This window comes from Pseudomaricurvus sp., assembly GCF_965662505.1.
Classification (GTDB): Bacteria; Pseudomonadota; Gammaproteobacteria; order Pseudomonadales; family Cellvibrionaceae; genus Pseudomaricurvus.
On the sequence record NZ_CBFIHX010000016.1, the window covers coordinates 24945 to 43775 of the forward strand.

The following is an 18831-nucleotide window of genomic DNA, read 5'->3' on the forward strand; positions in this document are numbered from 1 at the left end:
CCGCTGACAAGAGTTTGACGTTGCAAATAGGGTAGTTTTCTATATCTCAAGGAGTCTGTGAACACGTGGTTTTTTCCTCTATCAATTCTTCGCTTTTCTGGTTGCCGGCTGTTGTGGTGAGTGTCGTGGCTCTCATCTGGGCGGCTCTGGCTGCTCCATGGCGACAGCTGATGTCAGAGAGTTACCGTCAACACGCTTTCTGGGCTGTGATTGTTGGCTTGGGTCTATTTTGGCAGCTGGAGGTCAACATCCTTCAGGTGATGGCATTGCATCCACTGTTGATGATGTCGGTGGTGATGGTGTTTGGCTGCGCTCTGGGATTGTGGGTGGGCGGTCTGGCCTTGATGGTAGGCCAGCTGTTTAATCCGGAGCCTTGGTCTATGTTGGGGTTGCAGTTTTGTCTGGACGTCTTAGTGCCAGGTTTGGCTGCCGCGTTAGTGCTGAAGGTGATCGACCGATTGCCATTTCGCAATTTGTTTGTGTATATGCTGGGCGGTGGCTTTCTGGGCGGAATGTTTACTGTGCAGTGTATGGCGGTATCCAGCTGGTTGTACGTCTGGCTACTGGGGCCGGAACCATTGCTGGTGATCGTCTCAGATCATTACTATTTGACGCTGTTGATGATGTTTCCGGAGGGGTTTATGAACGGGGCCATCATGAGTACGTTGACGGTGCTGGCCCCTGATTTGGTGAAAACGTACGACGACCATCGCTATTTGGACGATGATAAGCCGGAGTAAGGGTTCGGAGGCCCTAATCCCTGATTGATATACAAAGACATCATATCTCTTCGGCTGCCGGTAGTGTGACGACGATTGTCAGGCCCCGTGTTGAGTTGTTTCGGGCTTTAATCGTGCCGCCATGATGCAGAACCGTTCTTTTGGCTATCGCCAGCCCCAGACCGAAACCTCCACTCTTACGATCACGGGCTTCGTCGGTTCGGAAAAAGGGCTCAAAGATGTCATCCAGATGTTTGTCATCAACCCCCGGGCCGCAGTCGGTGACGGAGATTTGCGGGTTGTTTTGGGAGGAGTACTCAAGAGCAATGGTCACCGTGGAGTCACTCTCTGTGTATCGTATTGCGTTGCGAATGATGTTGTCGAACACCCCAACCAGTGTATTGCCACGGGTGTTTACCAATACTTCGGGCAAGTTGTTGGTCAGGTTTAACGAAACCTGCTTAAGACTGGCTTCATCCTGAGATTCATTAACGATGGTGGTGACGAGACTGCTGAGCTCAACCACATCGTTCAGCTCCCAGGACTCCTGTTCTGTAACGGGGAGTGAGAGGATGTCTGAAATGACATCGTTCAGATAGTCGGCCGCCGCTTTAATTCGATCCAGTTCGTCGGTAATTTCGCTATTGGCGCGCTGTTGAGCAATGGCCAAAGCCACTTGAAGTCGCGCGAGGGGAGAGCGCAGTTCGTGGGAAACGTCTTTAATCAGGCGCTTCTGTTCCAGCATACTCTTCTGAAGCTTAACCGCCATGTTATCGAAGGCTCGACCCAGTTCTGCAAGCTCACCCGGACGATCGCAGAACTCCTCTGCAATGTGAATATCCCAATTACCATCGGCAATTTGTTGAGTTGCATTCTTGAGGGTCTGAATATCCCGAGTGATGTAACGAGCCAGGTAGTAGCAGGCGGCACCACTGATTAGAATATCCAGTAACAGAATGTGCCAGAAGTTATGGATAAACAGGCGCCAACCCAAAATATTATTTTCCGGGGCGGCGACGATCAGGCGCAATTGAGTTCCATCCATCAGTTGAAATTGGCGGGCGTAAAAGTTTTCGCTGCCAATCCGTTTGCGGAAGAAGGGGCTTTGTTCATCGATGTGTCTGAGAAAGCGGAAAACCCGATCTGGTATTTCCCTGTTGAGAAGATCCTTGCCTTCGGTGTCGATCAGATAGACGTACTGAGTCGCCCATTCGGGCATGCTTTGCAGACCGTGGGTGACCTGTACCAAATCGTGATTGACGGCATCGCTGACAACTTCACGCATTAAGCGCCCACCGGGGCCGCTGTAATATTCTTCCTCCTGACTGGAGAGGTGTTTGTCTGGGCCAATGCTGAAAAAGTGCATGATGACATTGGATCCCAGCAGCATGGTGATCATCACCAGCCAGAAACCCAGAAAAACTTTGAAATATACGCGGCTTAATGAGAGGGGTAGTTTCATTTAGTGGGGGTCATTAAGGATGATTTCATTGGGGATGGCTTCATTGGCGAATCAGCATATACCCTGCGCCGCGGATATTGATGATTAGGTCTTTATTTGCGCCCAGAGCCGACAGTTTTTTACGGATATTGCTCACGTGTACATCAATACTGCGATCGTAAGGGGTTAATTTCCGATTCAATGCTTTTTCGGTCAAGACTTCTTTGCTGATGACGTCGCCCGCAGAGCGCATTAACAGCTCCAGAACAGTAAATTCAGCACCAGTGAGAGTGACCGGGTTTTCCTGAAAAAAAGCCGCGTGGCTTTTGACCTGTATAAACAGGTCGTCGACACGGATTTCATCGGACATGGGGGAGGGACTTTGCTCTGTTTCTGTCGTACGGCGCAATATGGCTCGCACGCGAGCAACCAGTTCTCTCGGATTGCAGGGCTTGGGGAGGTAATCGTCTGCGCCCATCTCCAGACCGACGATACGGTCTACAGCTTCTCCCTTGGCGGTCAGCATTAAAACGGGAGTTCGCTTGCTGTCACGGATCTTGCGTAAAGCTTCCAGACCGCTCAGTACCGGCATCATGACATCCAGAACAATCACGTCGTATTCGGTCTGCAGAGCCAGTTTTACACCTTCGCTGCCATCGTGGGCAAGGGTGACATCGAATCCTTCCGTCTGAAGATATTCTTTCAGCAGAAGGCAAAGTTCCTGATCATCATCAACAAGCAGTAAATTACTCATAGGGTTATGTCTTTAAAGTCCTGTGCTGTAGGTCGGCCTTGTGATTGGGTAAACCTTCTGTACAGCAAGTGTACACAAGGTCCCGCTGTCTACCTACGCGGGTTATTCTTTTCTACCATTGCAGAAGTTTGCATGACTGGCGTTTAGCTGTCACGGCATTCATTTAACGATAACCTTTCTTAACTCTGCAGGCATGTGAGTCAGAAAGACTGATGTAGAGAGGCTTTGGCCGCCATTAAACCCGGTTGCGCAGGCAGTCCATAACTGGGAAAATCGCATCCCCGTCAGGAATCTTAAAATTGAGGAAGCTCTGTGGCAGTAATTGGTCTGTTTTTCGGCAGTGATGAAGGCAATACGGAAAATGTGGCTCAGCGCATTCAGCAGCGCTTGGGTGATGATGCCGTGGATATTCACGATATTGCCGATGTAACCCAGTTGGAATTCGACGACTACGACAGGGTTTTGCTGGGTATCCCGACCTGGGATTTCGGTCAGATACAGTCGGACTGGGAAGAGTTTTGGGAAGATATCAGTGCTGTTGATTTCACCGGTAAAACTGTTGCTTTGTTTGGCTTGGGTGACCAGTTTGGTTACGGTGATTACTTTTTAGACGCCATGGGCATGTTGCATGATGTGATTGTGGCAAATGGCGCAAAAATCGTCGGTCATTGGGCGATTACAGGTTACGAATTCGATGAATCCAAAGCTTTGACGCCCGATGGCAAGTCCTTTGTGGGGCTGGCAATTGATGAAGATCAGCAGGAAGAACTGACGGCACAGCGTCTGAATGACTGGTGTCAGCAAGTGGTCCGTGAGATGGGACTGGATCTGGATGTCGAGCTACTTGACGATTGATGACTGACTAAGTCGGTTTGATCAAAAAAGCTGCTTATTTAAGCAGCTTTTTTTTGGTTTTATGCTTTTCAGCCAGGGCCCGTTTTATTTTAGCAAGCGACTGTCTTAGCAGGGGGCAGGCTGAGCAGGGGACAGTCTTAGCAAGGAGCCTCGGCGACAATCACTGCGCGTAACGGAGCCGGATGGCCCTCAGCGGTCAATGAGGAATCAACTGGATCAAGAAACTCCGGCAGTGAGTGAAACTTCATCCAGTCTGTAGAGCGCTGTTCCTCGGTAGAGGTTTGATTGATGTCTACCACTCGAGGATTGCGGTAGCCGCATTTGCGCATCCACGACAGTAAGGTATCGCAGCTTGGCAGGAACCACACATTGTTCATCTTTGCGTAACGGCCTTCCGGTACCAGCACTTCACCGAGTTTCCCGTCAATCACCAGTGTTTCAAGAACTACCTGACCACCGGGGCGCAGTGTGGCTTTCAGCTCCCGAAGATGATCCATCGGGGAGCGGCGATGGTACAGAACACCCATGGAAAAGGTGGTATCAAACGCTTGTAAATTGGCTGGAACCGCTTCAATACCCACGGGCAACAAATCTACTGGTGCCTTGCCGATAAAGTGTTTCAGCATGTGAAACTGCACCACAAAACGAGGCGACGGATCTATGCCAATCACTCGTTTTGCGCCTTCGCCGAGCATGCGCCAGCAGTGGTAGCCGTTGCCGCATCCCACATCCAGAATTGTGCGATGTTCCAGCGGCGCCAAGTGTGGCAGCACCCGATCCCACTTCCAGTCCGAATGCCATTCAGTGTCGATGTGCGTGCCGTGAATCTGAAAAGGGCCTTTGCGCCAGGGGATCAATTCTGCCAGCGCATCGTGTATATGTGTCTCTGTTTCGGCACCCAGCGGCGTGGAGGAGGAAAGCTCCACCGCATCGCGCAGATTAACCACATCGGTTGTCACCTCTGGTAGTTTATCGAGCGCCGACAGCCACTGGGGCAAATCGCCAAAGCGCTCGGAGCAGAGGCCTTCTGTGATCTGCTGGGGAAGCTGCGCCAGCCAAGGCTCAAGCTTGGTGTCTACCAGTGAACGCAGCAGATCGCTGTAATCAATACGAGGGTGAATATTCATAGAGGGATATCAGAAAGTGGGCTATTTGATGGCTATCATCGACGCGAAATTAAAGCACTGAAACCACACATCGCAACTGAGAAAGCCGACTTTCTTCATGCGTTGACGGTGAGTGTCGAGAGTTTCCGGAATCAATACATTTTCCAGAGCTGTCCGTTTTTGAGCGATCTCAAGATCGCTGTAACCGTTGGCCCGCTTGAAGTTGTGATAGAGATCGATCATTAATTGATCGTGCTGTTGATCCTGAAACACCACTTTTTCAGACAGAATCAGTACGCCGCCTGGGTTCAGGCCATCGTAAATACGCTGCAGGATGCGGTCGCGGCGCTCGGGACTGATAAATTGCAGGGTAAAGTTCAGCACCACGACTGAGGCGTTTTGAACGTCAACGTTCTCCAGGTCGTCACACATCAGCTCCACCGGGACTTCACCGCAATCTGCATCGAAAACGTCCTGGCAGCGATCAATCATCGCCTGCGAATTATCCACCCCAATAATCTGACAATCAGCCGCCTGAATCCGATGACGCATGGCCAGGCTAGCCGCTCCCAGAGAACAACCCAAGTCGTAACAGCGGCTGCCACTGGTGGCGTACTGTTCTGCCAGAGTTCCGATCATGGTGATGATGGTGGCATAGCCCGGCACAGAGCGCTTGATCATGTCCGGAAAGACATTGACCACATTCTGATCAAAGCTGAATCCTGCCACATCTCCCAGTGGGTTGGCGTAGATGTTATCTGCTGATGAGCTGGCCGTTTTTGAAGGTTTGGAATCAGGCATAGAGGGCATCTGGGGTTGAGGGCGGGGAACTGGCAGCGATTTTATAACGTGGCTTGAGTGCGGACAAGCCGCGACTTTGGGGGCACCTATAAGGTACAGTAGTTTACAGTCGAAATCGGTATCAGAAGTTAGTGAAAAGTAGTTTATGAAAATCTCAAATAATGTGGAATTACCCGATCATGAAATCGAATGGACAGCCATTCGAGCGCAGGGGGCGGGTGGCCAGAACGTCAATAAAGTCTCCTCAGCGGTGCATTTGCGTTTTGATGTAAAGGCATCGTCTTTGCCTGAGTTTTATAAAGAGCGTTTGTTACGGTGGTCTGATAGCCGAATTACCAGCGATGGTGTGGTGGTTATCAAGGCCCAACAGCACCGGACTCAGGAAAAGAATCGAGTGGATGCCTTGGAGCGCCTTAAGGCACTTATTCTGGCTGCAACAGTGGTGCACAAAACTCGTAAGGCGACCAGACCGTCTAAAAATTCGCAGAAGAAGCGCATGGACAAAAAGACACAGCGTGGACAGGTGAAAAAGATGAGAGGGCGTGTCGATCTGTAGAGGGTGGGTTTAGATAAGTGACGAAATGTGGGTAAGCAACAAACAGCTGCTGTCACTCACCCACAATAGGATCAATCTTTCAACGCTTCTCGCGGAGTATTGTCTTCCTGTTGCTCTTTGCTTGCCCGGGGAAAGAGCTTCTCGGAGACACCGATCACCGCAACGTAAAACAACGGAATAAAGAAGATCGCCAGGAAGGTTGCGCTCAGCATACCGCCAACCACACCAGTTCCGATCGCATGTTGGCTGCCCTGACCGGCACCTGTCGCCAGCGCCATTGGTAGAACCCCAAATGTAAATGCCAGCGAGGTCATGATAATTGGCCTAAGTCGCTGACGAGCGGCTTCAATGGCGGCTTCTTTGAGTGGACGACCTTCCTCTTCGTAGAGCGCACGAGCAAACTCCACAATCAGAATCGCATTCTTGGCCGCCAGTCCGACGGTTGTCAGTAGTCCGACCTGAAAGAAAATGTCATTGCTTAATCCGCGGGCGAGGGTGGCAATCACTGCGCCCAACACGCCCAGTGGAACGACCAGCATGACGGCGAAGGGAATTGACCAGCTTTCGTACAGTGCCGCAAGGCAAAGGAACACAACCAGCAACGACAGGGCGTACAGTATGGTCGTCATATCACCGGTCATGCGTTCTTCATAACTGATGCCGGTGTATTCCATGCCGATGCCTTGAGGCAATGACTGTGCGGCTTTCTCAAAAGCATCCATAACATCGCTGGTGGTGTAGCCGGGAGCGGGGTCACCCTGCATTTCCAGTGCAGGCACACCGTTGTAGCGCGCAAGCTGGTTCGGGCCATAACTCCAGCGACCATGACTGAACGCAGAGAAGGGGACCATTTCACCGTTCTTATTGCGAACAAACCATTTCGTCAGATCTTCAGGGGCAAGTCGTGAGCTGTTGTTGCCCTGGATGTAAACCCGCTTCACCCGTCCCTGATCGATAAAGTCGTTGACGTATTGAGAGGCCCAGGCTGCCGACATGGTGTTGTTGATGTCGGACAAACTGACTTGATAAGCCGAAGCCTTTTCGTCATCAATGATGATTTGGTATTGAGGTGAGTCGGCCATGCCTTTATTCGATACCCAGCTGACTCTCGGATCGCTCATGGCAGTTTCCACAAAAGCGTGCATCCCGGCTTGCATAGCATCATGGCCGAGACCAGCCCGGTCTTGCAGATACACATTCACACCCGTGGCGTTACCCATTTCCATGATGGCCGGCGGCACAATAGGAATAACTCGTGCGCTTTTAATGTTTTGGAACACACCCATCAGCCGTTTTTGAACACTGAAGATGTCAGTGTCTTCGCCTTCTCGTTCGCTCCAGGGTTTCAGTTGGACAAAAGCCATCCCCTGAGTTTGTCCGCGGCCAAAGAAGTTAAAACCGTTTACTGTAAAGACAGAGTTAACGACTCCGGACTCGTCTTTTAATAAGGTGTCCCGTGCCTGTGTGAGAGCGTCTTCAGTGGCTTCGGCACTGGCGTTGGCGGGCATTTGTACCATCACAAAGAGCGTACCCTGATCTTCGTCGGTAATGTAAGCGCCAGGAAGTTTGGAAAACAGGAGCCCCAATCCCACAACGAGTATTGCAAACACCAACAGGTAGCGGCGGGGGCGATTCAGGATGCCGGCGACACTTCGTTCATATTGGTTTGTGTTGCGCTCAAAGGTACGGTTAAACCAGCCAAAGAAACCTTTCTTTGGTTGATGATCACTGCCACCAGGGCGCAAAAGCATAGCGCACAGAGCCGGTGTGAATATCAGAGCGACCAGTACGGATAGAGCCATTGCTGCAACAATGGTGATGGAGAACTGTCGATAAATCACGCCAGCAGAGCCACCGAAGAAAGCCATCGGGATAAAGACGGCGGATAACACCAGACCGATGCCGATCAGAGCGCCCTGAATCTGCCCCATGGATTTTCGCGTCGCTTCTCGTGCGCTAAGGCCTTCTTCTTCCATCACGCGTTCGACGTTTTCCACCACCACAATGGCATCATCCACCAGCAGCCCAATGGCCAGTACCATGGCGTACATCGTTAGCACGTTGATGTTGAAGCCCAGGGTGTAAAGAATGCCCAATGTGCCCAGCAGCACTACCGGAACCGCCAGAGTTGGAATGATTGTGGCACGAAGGTTCTGTAAGAACAGGTACATCACCAGAAAGACCAGGATAAAGGCCTCGACCAGCGTGTGGATGACGGATTCAATGGATGCCCGAACCACAGGAGCGGTTTCGTAAGGGTAAACTGCCTTGACGCCTTCGGGGAAGAAGGGGGCCAACTCGTCGAGTTGTTGCTTGACCCGATCGACGGTTTCCAAAACGTTGCCACCGGTGGCCAGTCGTAAAGCCATAGCTGCGGCCGGTTTACCGTTGTATTTGGTCGTAATGGAAAAGTTCTCGCTGCCCAGCTCAACTTCAGCCACATCACTGAGTTTTACCTGTGAGCCATCCGCCTGAACCTTCAACAAAATGTTTTTGAATTCTTCCGGTGTCTGCAGTCGTGTTTTGCCAATCACCGTAGCGTTTAGCTGAACACCTTTTCGAGCAGGCAGCCCGCCAATCTGGCCGGCTGAAATCTGCACGTTTTGTGCTCGAATGGCGGTCGCCACATCGCTGGGGGTCAATTGATAGCTGAGCAGTTTGCCCGGGTCGAGCCAGATACGCATGGCGTACTGGGAGCCAAACAGGGTGAAGTCACCCACACCGGAGACCCGGGAAACCGGGTCTTTCAGATTGGAGGCAATGTAGTTGCCCAGATCGAAGTTGGACAGTTTGCCGCTTTCATCGATCAGGGCGACAACCAGCATAAAGTTACGCTGATACTTGGCAACCCGTATTCCCTGACGCTGGACCTCCTCGGGCAGCAGGGGCGTTGCCAACTGCAGTTTGTTTTGAATGTGAACCTGAGCGATATCCGGATCAGTGCCTTGCTCGAAGGTCACCAGGATCTGCATGCTGCCATCGGCCTGACTGGTGGATGACATAAAGCGCAAGCCATCCAAGCCATTCAGTTGCTGTTCAATCACCTGAACCACGGTGTCTTGCACGGTCTCTGCTGAGGCGCCGGGATAAGTCACACTGATCGAAATGGCGGGTGGAGCAATGTTGGGGTAGTGGCTGACTGGCAGGTTTTTTACCGCCAGGGCGCCGGCCAGCATGGTAATAATGGCCAGTACCCACGCGAAGATCGGGCGGTCAATAAAAAAGCTCGACACGATTTTGCTCCTTAGTGATTCACGGAGGTGAAATCGAGTATGGGATGAACGTTAGAGGCTTCGGTCACGGCTAATTTCACGCCGGGACGCATATTCAGCAGTCCTTCGGTAACAACCTCATCACCCTCCTTGAGGCCGCTGGTGACCCGCCACATATTGCCCACGGTGCGTTCAGTCACAATGGAGCGTCTCTCAGCCTTGCCCTGGTCATTGACGACCCAGACGGCAGGTTTGCCGGTGGCGTCTCTCTGAACCGCTTGTTGGGGAACCAGAATCACGTTGTCGTTGTAGCCCAGGCTCAGACGGCCATGGACAAACATACCCGGCAGCAAACGCCAGTCGGGGTTGGGTACTACGGCACGCAAGGTGACGGAGCCAGTATCCTGATCTACACCCACTTCAGAGAAGCGTAAAGCGCCTTCGTGTTCGTAGGCAGTGCCGTCTTCCAGCAGCAATACAATCTTGGCTTCTCCGTCAGCACTGCGCTTGATCTGACCGTTTTGAAATGCCTTTTGCAGTCTCAGCATTTCGCTGACCGGCTGGCGGATATCGACATAAATCGGGTCGATCTGCTGAATGGTCGCCAGTGCCTGGGTTTGCCCGCTGGTTACCAGAGCACCTTCGCTGACCGAGGAGCGCCCAATACGTCCGGTTACGGGAGCCACGACCTTGGTGTAGTCCAGATCAATCTTGGCGATATCCGATTCGGCTTTGGCCAGCTGCCAGGCGGCATCTGCATCATCATATTGCTGTTTGCTGACTGAGTTGCTTTGTAACAATTCTTTATAGCGATTGCGCAGTAATTCGGCGTTGCGCAGATTGGCTTGAGCCCGTTGATAGGTGGCCTGGTATTTTTGATCATCAATTTGATACAGCTGCTGGCCAATTTCGACGTTGGCGCCTTCAGTCAGCTGGCGTTCTTTGATGATGCCATCTACCTGTGGGCGTACTTCTGCCAATCGATAGGCGACGGTACGGCCTGGCAGGTCAGTGGTGATCTCAAGAGGTTGAGACTTGATGTTGTAGACGCCCACCGAAACAGTTTCGCTGCCCCGGTTTTGTTTTGGTTCTTCGCCACATGCAGTGATTAGAAGGCCCAGACCTAGTAATAAACAGGTGGGGTTGAAGTTGAAACTTCTCACGTATTGCCTCCGGAGATAAGACGTAGAGTGGCGAGGGTGCTGTTCATATTTCGATACAGTGTACTACAATACAAAACATTGATGAATGTCTAATGATACTTATCAACACATAGTAAAGAGATTTATTAACCAAAGGTAACACATTTGTGTGTAGGGTTAGTGACAGGCGGCTGTTTTGAGATTGCCAGGCTATAGAGCTGGCAGTGTTGTTTTGGCGCTTAATGAATGATTTGCCTAAAGCGTCCAGTGAGTTACAGGGTAAAGAGAGGTTATTGTGGGGCAGCAGGTTAAAAGTGGGTCCGAGGATGCCAAGCAGGGTATTCAGGTTATCGCCCGTTCGGCGGATATCCTTAGGCTTTTGGGTGAGAATCCGCAGGGGTTAAGTTTGGCTGAAATCGCGAAAGGGGTTGGTTTGCCACGTTCTACGGTACAGCGAATCGTGTGTGCGCTTCAGGCGGAATATATCGTTGAATCACTCGGTGGCAGTGGGGGCGTTCGTTTGGGGTCGGCCATCGGTAAGTTGTTTTACAAAACACAAAAAGACATCGTTCACATCACCAAGCCTTATCTGGAGGCCTTGTCTGAAGAGTTCTCGGAATCGGTGTATCTGGCGACACGCGTTGATATGCGCACCAGTGTTATAGACCGAGTCATTGCTGAGCGTCCCTTGCGGGTTGTTTTCCCGGTGGGTGATGGTGCTCCGGTATTTAACACGGCGGCAGGTAAATCACTGCTGGCAGAAATGACTCTTCAAGAGCGTGAGGCGCTTCTGGGTGGGGAATTACCGGTGTTTACTGAGAGAAGCCCGGGGCGTGATGAGCTGCTGGCACAGATTGAAGAGGTGTGCCGTACCGGTATTGCCAGAGACTTTGATGAATGTGAGGTTGGAGTTAGTGCCGTAGGTGTCAGCCTGAAGACGTATTTTGGTGTGTATTCGGCGGGTATAGTGCTGCCCTCGGCGCGCCTGCCCGCAACTCTGGATGCAATGGAAAATGCACTCTTAAAGCTAAAGTATGAGATTGAGGCGCAGGTGGGTTCTTAGTTGTCAGTGTTGATGTTGCCGGAAGTGTTCAGGTGCTTAGATACTCAGGTACTGGTGCGGGCATGATTAAGGCTGTGCTGCACCAGTTTTATAGCCGTGGGACTCAATAATCTCTCTTGCCTCATCGCTTACAATAAACGCCATAAGTGCTTGTGTGGCCTTACTTTTCTCTCCTTTCTTTAGCAGTACAGCGTCCTGACGGATTGGGTTGTACAGCTCGTGAGGGATAATCCAAGCCGATCCCTTATCTATTTTGCCGTCTCGGAGTATTTGGGATAGGGCGACAAATCCCAGTTCTGCGTTACCACTGCTCACAAATTGATAGGTTTGTGAGATGTTTTCCCCCTGAACCCATTTTTTCTGGGTGCTCTCCATCAGGTTCAGGTTTGTCAGCACTTCTACTGCTGCCTGACCGTATGGCGCGAGCCTGGGGTTGGCGAGAGCCAGCTTGTGGAACTCCCGATAGCCCAGTGTCTTTTCTTCCAGATTAACAAAATCATTTTTGGCTGACCAAAGAGCCAGACTGCCTTCGGCATAGGTGATGCGGCTGCCTTTGATGGCAAATTCTGTTTGTTCCAGAGCTATAGGTTTGCTTTGGTCGGCGGAGAAAAAAGCCTGGAACGGGGCTCCGTGGCTGATTTGCGCATAGAGCTTGCCAGATGCGCCAAAAGACAGCTTCACATCATGTCCGGTACTTTGTTCAAAGACCTGAATGACTTCTGTCATGGCTTTGGTGAAGTTCGAGGCCACTGCCACGTTTATGTCTTCGGCGTGCAAGGGAAGGCTGGTCATCAGTGAGCCGAGGAGAACGCAGCTCATGAAGTTTCTGAGTGATTGGGGTTTCCGTCGGTCCTGTTGAAGCTCTGATTTCACGGAGTCCTCCTAAAGCTGATCGTTTTTTGGTCGATAGTAGTTGAGTGAAGGCTCAGGCAGCCCGCTTACCTTTCGTTGAAGGCCATTATATAGCGGCGATCGTCTCCGGTATGCACTGAGCTTTCTACAAAAATTATCTGCTGTAGGGCTGTGGTGCAGAATCGTAGGGCTATGGTGCAGAATCAGAGAGTGAGGTGTAAATGACATATTTAAATTGGGGTTCAATGTTTAAGTTAAAAAGCGGGCTTGTGGGTTGTGCGTTACTGGCTTTGCCAGCGTCTGGGTTTTCTGCAGAAGTGATCGGCAAAAAACTGGAGTTGTACGGTGTTATGCATGGTTCGGTGGATTATCGGGATTCTGATGTACCTGAGGCTGTGGTTGATCGTGATTCCGATGACAAGTTCGTGTCTGACGATACGATTCTTTCGAGTAACTCCAGTCGCTTGGGGGTTAAGGGGGAGTGGAGTGTTACCGACGATTGGTCGCTGATCTATCAATGGGAGCATGGTCTGGATTTTACGGGTACCAAGAGCGATGCGTTTTCTCTGCGCAATAGTTTTGTTGGAGTTAAGAGTCCTTGGGGTGATGTATTGTTTGGGCGCTACGATACCGCTTTTAAAATGTTGGGCTCCAAATACTCTTTGATGAATGACACTGTCGCTGATCGTGGCGCTATTCTTGGGGCCAGCGCTCTGGGTGGGTCGCTGATCAATACCCGCGCAGATAAAGTGCTTATGTGGCGGAACAAGGTTCCGATGGGTCCCGGGTATTTTGATTGGGTGGCTCAATACTCTCAGGATTGCACCAAGCCGAGCAAGCACCGGGATAATAATGGCTGCAATCTGGCTGCCCTGGGGTTGCAGTGGAAAGGTGAGGTTTACTCGGTGGCGTTTGCTCATGATCACTGGGAAGACTTCTATGGCAGCGATATCGATGCCACCCGTCTTGCGGTGAGGGCTGCGAAAGGGGATGTAACGGTAAGTTTGATTGCTGATATCGTTCAGCAGGACTCTGAAACCGGTATCAACGCTCTGGATCGGGAAGCTTATGGTGCAAATGTGGCTTATAGGTTGGGTCCCTGGAATTTGATGGCTCAGAGCTTTGTGGTGACCGACTATGAAGACACCGACGATTCGGGTGCGCTCATGATGAGTGCGGGCGTCGAGCGCAAAGTAACTTCTGCGTTAAAAGGGTATTTGGTGTACACGCAGACTGACAATGACAGCAATGCTCGTTTTCAGGGTGTGGATGGTTCGCACGGTGAAGAGGTTGCGACCTTGTTGGGCGGAACTCCCAAGGCTTTGTCTTTGGGTTTTAAGTATGTTTTCTGATGGATATGTAGTCCTGAGATGACGGCCGCTGAAGACATTGTTATTGATAAACGTTCATAAGCATTGAGCGTTCACAGATAAAGCGGCGCCCATAAAAAAGCCCTGTCGATAAATCGACAGGGCTTTTTGTTTTCCGAAAGAGAAGGGTTGCGGGCGTGACCCGCAACAATCTTACTTCTTGTCTTTCTTCTCTTTTTCAGCAGCGATCACGCCTTCAGCAACGTTGGCTGGGCAAGGCATGTAGTGGCTGAACTCCATGGAGAACTGGCCGCGGCCAGAAGTCATGGTGCGCAGGCTGCCAATGTAGCCAAACATTTCTGACAGTGGAACGTCAGCCTTGATGCGGATGCCGGTAGCGCCTGGCTCCTGATCTTTGATCATGCCGCGACGACGGTTCAGGTCACCAATAACGTCACCTACGTGATCCTCAGGAGTGAATACATCAACCTTCATGATAGGCTCAATCAGCTGAGGACCGGCTTTAGGCATGGATTGACGGAAAGCACCTTTAGCAGCGATTTCAAACGCAACTGCAGAGGAGTCAACGGCGTGGAAGCCACCGTCGTACAGCTCAACTTCAACATCCAGAACCGGGAAGCCTGCCAGAGGACCTTCGGCCATCATGCCGGCAAAGCCTTTCTCGATGGCGGGGAAGAATTCCTTGGGTACGTTACCGCCCACAACAGTGGAGGTGAAGCTGAAGCCTGAACCTGGCTCACCTGGCTTGATGCGGTAGTCGATCTTACCAAACTGACCAGAACCACCAGACTGCTTCTTGTGCGTGTAGCTGTCTTCGATAAGTTGAGTGATGGTTTCGCGGTAAGCAACCTGTGGTTGACCCACTACTAGCTCAACGCCGTAAGTACGCTTGAGAATGTCGACTTTAATGTCCAGGTGCAGTTCGCCCATACCTTTCAGGATGGTTTCACCGGAGTCTTCGTCGGTTTCAACACGGAACGATGGATCTTCTGCAACCATTTTGCCGATTGCAATACCCATTTTCTCTGCGCCAGCCTTGTCTTTAGGGGCAACGGCGATAGAAATAACGGGATCCGGGAATACCATGGCTTCCAGAGTACATGGGTGCTTTGTGTCACACAGGGTGTGGCCGGTCTGAACGTTCTTCATGCCAACTACAGCGATAATGTCACCAGCCTGGGCGTGATCGATTTCGTTGCGGTCATCGGCCTGCATTTCTACCATACGACCAATACGCTCGGTCTTGCCGGTAAAGCTGTTCAGGATGGTGTCGCCTTTGTTCAGTACGCCTGAGTAGATGCGGATAAAGGTCAGGGCGCCAAAACGGTCGTCCATGATCTTAAACGCCAGTGCGCGCAGTGGCTCATCAGCGGAAACGATGGCTTTCTCGCCAGTTGGGTTACCTTCTTCGTCGGTCAGATCCTGTGGATCAACTTCGGTAGGGCTTGGCAGGTAATCAACAACAGCATCCAGAACCAGCTGCATACCTTTGTTTTTAAAGGCAGAGCCGCAGAAGGTTGGGAAGAAGGTCAGGTCACGAGTACCTTTACGGATACAGCGTTGCAGGTCTTCAACAGACGGCTCTTCGCCTTCCATGTACGCCATCAACAGGTCGTCGTCCACTTCAACAGCGGTTTCGATCAGTTGCTCGCGGTACATGTCGACATCGTCAACCATATCGGCAGGGATATCGGTAACTTCGTAGTTCTCTGGCTGACCGGAGTCATCCCAAACGTAGGCTTTGCGAGTCAGCAGGTCTACAACACCGGTAAACTGGTCTTCGCGGCCGATTGGCAGGGTCATGATCAGAGGGGTAGCGCCCAGTACTTTCTTAACTTGATCGGTAACGCGCAGGAAGTCAGCGCCGATACGGTCGAGCTTGTTAACAAAGATAATACGAGCAACTTCGGATTCGTTAGCGTAGCGCCAGTTGGTTTCTGACTGAGGCTCAACGCCACCAGAACCACAGAATACGCCAATACCGCCGTCCAGTACTTTCAGGGAGCGGTAAACTTCTACGGTGAAGTCAACGTGCCCCGGGGTGTCGATCACGTTCAGACGGTGACCTTTCCACTCACAGGTTACGGCAGCGGACTGAATGGTAATACCACGCTCAGCTTCCTGCTCCATGAAGTCGGTAGTTGATTCACCTTCGTGAACCTCACCAAGCTTATGGATTTTACCAGTCAGCTTCAGGATACGTTCGGTGGTGGTGGTTTTACCGGCGTCGACGTGGGCGAAGATGCCGATGTTTCTGTACTTAGATAAGTCTGTCATTAGTGGGTCTCGATTAGCCAGGGCCAAAATTAGCGCGGAATTGTACATGGAATTAGGGGTATGTAGAAGGGGTATTTCAAGAATCCCTTTGTGTTCTTTCGTGGAGGAAAGTAAACCGGGTTGTTATATCTAGAAAATACATTATAAGTAATTCATAACTATCTGATATTTAAGGGGGTGTCTTCTTGTCTTGGGTGTCAAAAAATGCCGGTTGAAGTCGTGCCTCATGTGCGGTTTATGAACAAAACAAGGCGGATGCGGTGGTCCAGGGCAGACAGGAAGGGTCGCTTAGGTATAATGCGGCGCTTTCTCTCGTATCCCCAGACAGGATTTCAGCGACTGAACAGGGGTGTTTGTTGATCGATTTAGCGGAAATATCAGCATTATGAATGCTCAGATTGTCTATGCCTTTGAGACCGGTCAAGCCGCCAATCGGTTTTTAAACCGGCTTAAGTCCGGCGATATGCCGAAGGTGAAGGCGCGCCTGCACAAGGGGTCCAATACCGTACAGGTGTCGTATTCTCTGAGTGAAAATCAGGGGTATGACAGTACCTGTGCGGAGCTGGATGATCTGGCAGCAAGTATGGATGGGGTTGAAGTGTCACACTCGTGACAGTCCGCCTTGTGTGATGAGTAAAGCCTATTTGTGGTTAAAAAAGTTCGTTTTGTGGCTAAAAGAGCTCGTTGGCCCTCCGATAACGCCCTTCGTAGTCAAATATACGATCCCGAATTGTCCAGAAACGACCATTTTTTCTGGCAATGACAAAATCCGGTGAGCGAAAGCGATGCTGTTCTCTAATCACGTCTTCCGGGTGTTTGGGGAAAAAACGCTCTTCCGGCAGTTTCAGGTGTTGCCGCACAAACTGGTGATAAAAACGGCCCTGCTGAGCCTGATTGGACAGAGCATAGATCTCGCTTAATTCAACGCCTTCTTCATCGTGATACACCACTTTCAGTCTTGGCTCTTTATCCTTGTTCAGGTGCTGGTGCAGGCTCATGCCTGCGCAGCGTATGACCTTGGCGTCGCGAAGCTTCAGGGCGTCCTTCAGTTTTTGATCCGGATCGACCAATAAATGATCACACTGATGGCATTGTCGTGCAGCAATGTCGTTTTCCGCGCCGCATTGCCCACATTCTTTAAAGCGGAAACGAAAATCACATTGTTGCAGTTGATGATCAGAATCCGAGTCGTCCTGCGGAATCAATCCCTGACAGCGACGTCCGTAGTGTTCAATGATGTCTCCGTCGTTGTCTGTTTTCCCCCAGAACTGATTGCTGTACTGGCAGAGCGGGCAGGAAACCTCAACGATGACGGAATCGCTGTCAGGTTTGGGGGCGGTGATGTCAGGCTGGTACAGATCATGAGTGTTACCGGCGTAATCCAGAATCAGGCAATCGGTTTTGCCCGGCGACAGTCGCAAGCCTCGGCCAATGATTTGCTGGTAGAGTCCAGCGGACTCCGTAGGCCGAAGCATGGCGATTAAATCCACATGAGGGGCATCAAATCCGGTGGTCAGTACGGAGACATTGACCAGATACTTGATCTGCTTCTGTTTGAAGGCCTGAATCACGCTATCCCGGGCTTTTGGGCGCATGTCGCCGATGATGATGGCAGACGACTCCGGGGGGAGGTAGGACAGGACTTCCTTGGCGTGTTTGACCGTGGCGGCAAAGATCATGACCCCTGAGCGGTCTTCGGCAAGATCAATCACTTGATCGACAATACGCGCGGTGGCTCGTTTGGCTCCCTGGAGTATTCGGTCCAGATCCTCTTCCCGGTAGTGCGTCCGATGATGATCTGTTCTCAGTTGTTCGAAGTCATACAGGGCAATGGGCGCATCCAACAGTCTGGGTGGTGTCAAAAAACCGGATTTGATCATGTATTGCAGTGGCAACTCAAAAATACAGGATTTAAACGGCGTCTCGTCGTCGGTACGCACCAATTTTCGAGGTAGATGTCGTTGATATACCCAGCCGCTGTCGAGGCGGTAAGGAGTGGCGGTGAGCCCGAGAACTTTCAGAGAGGCGTTGTGGGCTTTCAGGTGCCGGATGATTTTCTGGTATTCAGAGTTTTCATCCAGAGAAACGCGGTGGCACTCATCAATTACCAGTAAAGAGTACTCACGTTCAAATTCCTCCAGATTGCGTGCCACCGACTGAACACTGCCGAAAGTCACCTTCTCGACAGCTTCCTTGCGGTTGAGGCCAGCGGCGAAAATACTCGCATTAAAACCGTAGCTCTCATACTTTTGATGGTTTTGTACCACCAGCTCTTTGACGTGAGCCAGCACGAGCACTCGTCGATTGGCGAGTTTACCCAGCTCTGCGATGACCAGGCTTTTTCCTGCTCCCGTCGGTAACACAATAACAGCGCCTTCGCTGGTCTGACGAAAATGCTGAATCGTTGCTGTGACAGCTTCCCGTTGATAGGGACGGAGTGTGAAAGCTGTTGAAGGTTGAGATGAGGATGTCATTTGGTGGAGGGTGTCATTTAGTGAAAGTCGACGTTGCCTGTGCCTGAATGAAGATTATACGGGCAGAATCCGGCAATGATAACGTGTGTGAGGTACGCTTTTGGTCGGAGAGCGCTTCAGTACAATTTATTTTGCGGTTTTTGCCGTAAATTCTGTGTTTTGACCTAAAATGTCAGAAACAGGTAGGGAATATACCAATACGACAGCGGCTTGGCGTGGTTGGTCGTAAGGACTGCCATAATTGATCA

At 51.2% G+C, this 18831-nt stretch carries 15 protein-coding genes; 6 read left to right on the plus strand and 9 right to left on the minus strand.

All coding sequences use genetic code 11. The features are described from left to right. Positions 1–65 precede the first annotated feature (65 nt). Positions 66–740: a hypothetical protein gene (locus tag ACTG33_RS03830; protein WP_439133862.1), complete on the plus strand. Its 675-nt coding sequence runs from the start codon at positions 66–68 to the stop codon at positions 738–740. Positions 741–780: 40 nt separating this feature from the next. Here the strand turns inward: ACTG33_RS03830 and ACTG33_RS03835 are convergent, their stop codons facing one another. Further along, positions 781–2181, minus strand: coding sequence for an ATP-binding protein (locus ACTG33_RS03835; protein ID WP_439133863.1), 1401 nt, complete (start codon positions 2179–2181; stop codon positions 781–783). A 40-nt stretch (positions 2182–2221) separates the two neighbouring features. Then, positions 2222–2914, minus strand: coding sequence for a response regulator (locus ACTG33_RS03840; RefSeq protein ID WP_439133864.1), 693 nt, complete (start codon positions 2912–2914; stop codon positions 2222–2224). Between the two features lie 312 nt (positions 2915–3226). Between ACTG33_RS03840 and fldB the strand changes: the two genes are divergently transcribed. Then, positions 3227–3769, plus strand: coding sequence for a flavodoxin FldB (fldB, locus tag ACTG33_RS03845; protein ID WP_439133865.1), 543 nt, complete (start codon positions 3227–3229; stop codon positions 3767–3769). 137 nt (positions 3770–3906) lie between these two features. Here the strand turns inward: fldB and cmoB are convergent, their stop codons facing one another. Then, positions 3907–4896, minus strand: coding sequence for a tRNA 5-methoxyuridine(34)/uridine 5-oxyacetic acid(34) synthase CmoB (cmoB, locus tag ACTG33_RS03850; RefSeq protein ID WP_439133866.1), 990 nt, complete (start codon positions 4894–4896; stop codon positions 3907–3909). A gap of 21 nt (positions 4897–4917) precedes the next feature. Then, entirely contained in the window at positions 4918–5676 is a 759-nt protein-coding gene (cmoA, locus tag ACTG33_RS03855; RefSeq protein WP_439133867.1) for a carboxy-S-adenosyl-L-methionine synthase CmoA, read from the minus strand. A 145-nt stretch (positions 5677–5821) separates the two neighbouring features. On the opposite strand from cmoA, the gene arfB reads away from it, so the two are divergent. Next, positions 5822–6232 carry an alternative ribosome rescue aminoacyl-tRNA hydrolase ArfB gene (gene arfB, locus ACTG33_RS03860; protein WP_439133868.1) on the plus strand — a complete coding sequence of 137 codons (411 nt, stop codon included), beginning with the start codon at positions 5822–5824 and terminating at the stop codon, positions 6230–6232. 71 nt (positions 6233–6303) lie between these two features. On the opposite strand, the gene ACTG33_RS03865 is transcribed toward arfB, so the two are convergent. Further along, complete coding sequence (locus ACTG33_RS03865; RefSeq protein WP_439133869.1) at positions 6304–9465, minus strand: efflux RND transporter permease subunit; 3162 nt, start codon at positions 9463–9465, stop codon at positions 6304–6306. Between the two features lie 11 nt (positions 9466–9476). Next, complete coding sequence (locus tag ACTG33_RS03870) at positions 9477–10607, minus strand: efflux RND transporter periplasmic adaptor subunit (protein WP_439133870.1); 1131 nt, start codon at positions 10605–10607, stop codon at positions 9477–9479. Between the two features lie 274 nt (positions 10608–10881). Here ACTG33_RS03870 and ACTG33_RS03875 point away from each other — a divergent pair, with 274 nt between their 5' ends. After that, the gene (locus ACTG33_RS03875) at positions 10882–11649 is read left to right on the plus strand and encodes an IclR family transcriptional regulator (RefSeq protein WP_439133871.1); all 768 of its coding nucleotides are present in this window, start codon (positions 10882–10884) and stop codon (positions 11647–11649) included. Between the two features lie 66 nt (positions 11650–11715). On the opposite strand, the gene modA is transcribed toward ACTG33_RS03875, so the two are convergent. After that, positions 11716–12468, minus strand: coding sequence for a molybdate ABC transporter substrate-binding protein (gene modA, locus ACTG33_RS03880; protein ID WP_439133872.1), 753 nt, complete (start codon positions 12466–12468; stop codon positions 11716–11718). A gap of 254 nt (positions 12469–12722) precedes the next feature. On the opposite strand from modA, the gene ACTG33_RS03885 reads away from it, so the two are divergent. Beyond that, positions 12723–13853, plus strand: coding sequence for a porin (locus ACTG33_RS03885; protein WP_439133873.1), 1131 nt, complete (start codon positions 12723–12725; stop codon positions 13851–13853). Positions 13854–14024: 171 nt separating this feature from the next. On the opposite strand, the gene fusA is transcribed toward ACTG33_RS03885, so the two are convergent. Beyond that, a complete protein-coding gene (gene fusA, locus ACTG33_RS03890; protein WP_439133874.1) occupies positions 14025–16109 on the minus strand; it encodes an elongation factor G in 2085 nt (694 codons plus the stop codon). A gap of 385 nt (positions 16110–16494) precedes the next feature. Between fusA and ACTG33_RS03895 the strand changes: the two genes are divergently transcribed. After that, a complete protein-coding gene (locus ACTG33_RS03895; RefSeq protein ID WP_439133875.1) occupies positions 16495–16722 on the plus strand; it encodes a hypothetical protein in 228 nt (75 codons plus the stop codon). A 58-nt stretch (positions 16723–16780) separates the two neighbouring features. Here the strand turns inward: ACTG33_RS03895 and ACTG33_RS03900 are convergent, their stop codons facing one another. Continuing rightward, a complete protein-coding gene (locus tag ACTG33_RS03900) occupies positions 16781–18583 on the minus strand; it encodes a DEAD/DEAH box helicase (protein WP_439133876.1) in 1803 nt (600 codons plus the stop codon). Positions 18584–18831: the final 248 nt, after the last annotated feature.

Coding starts and splice junctions, on each gene's coding strand:
- ACTG33_RS03835 (WP_439133863.1), bottom strand. CDS start 2,181: ATGAAACTACCCCTCTCATTAAGCCGCGTATATTTCAAAGTTTTTCTG.
- ACTG33_RS03840 (WP_439133864.1), bottom strand. CDS start 2,914: ATGAGTAATTTACTGCTTGTTGATGATGATCAGGAACTTTGCCTTCTG.
- cmoB (WP_439133866.1), bottom strand. CDS start 4,896: ATGAATATTCACCCTCGTATTGATTACAGCGATCTGCTGCGTTCACTG.
- cmoA (WP_439133867.1), bottom strand. CDS start 5,676: ATGCCTGATTCCAAACCTTCAAAAACGGCCAGCTCATCAGCAGATAAC.
- arfB (WP_439133868.1), top strand. CDS start 5,822: ATGAAAATCTCAAATAATGTGGAATTACCCGATCATGAAATCGAATGG.
- modA (WP_439133872.1), bottom strand. CDS start 12,468: ATGAGCTGCGTTCTCCTCGGCTCACTGATGACCAGCCTTCCCTTGCAC.
- ACTG33_RS03885 (WP_439133873.1), top strand. CDS start 12,723: ATGACATATTTAAATTGGGGTTCAATGTTTAAGTTAAAAAGCGGGCTT.
- fusA (WP_439133874.1), bottom strand. CDS start 16,109: ATGACAGACTTATCTAAGTACAGAAACATCGGCATCTTCGCCCACGTC.
- ACTG33_RS03895 (WP_439133875.1), top strand. CDS start 16,495: ATGAATGCTCAGATTGTCTATGCCTTTGAGACCGGTCAAGCCGCCAAT.
- ACTG33_RS03900 (WP_439133876.1), bottom strand. CDS start 18,583: ATGACATCCTCATCTCAACCTTCAACAGCTTTCACACTCCGTCCCTAT.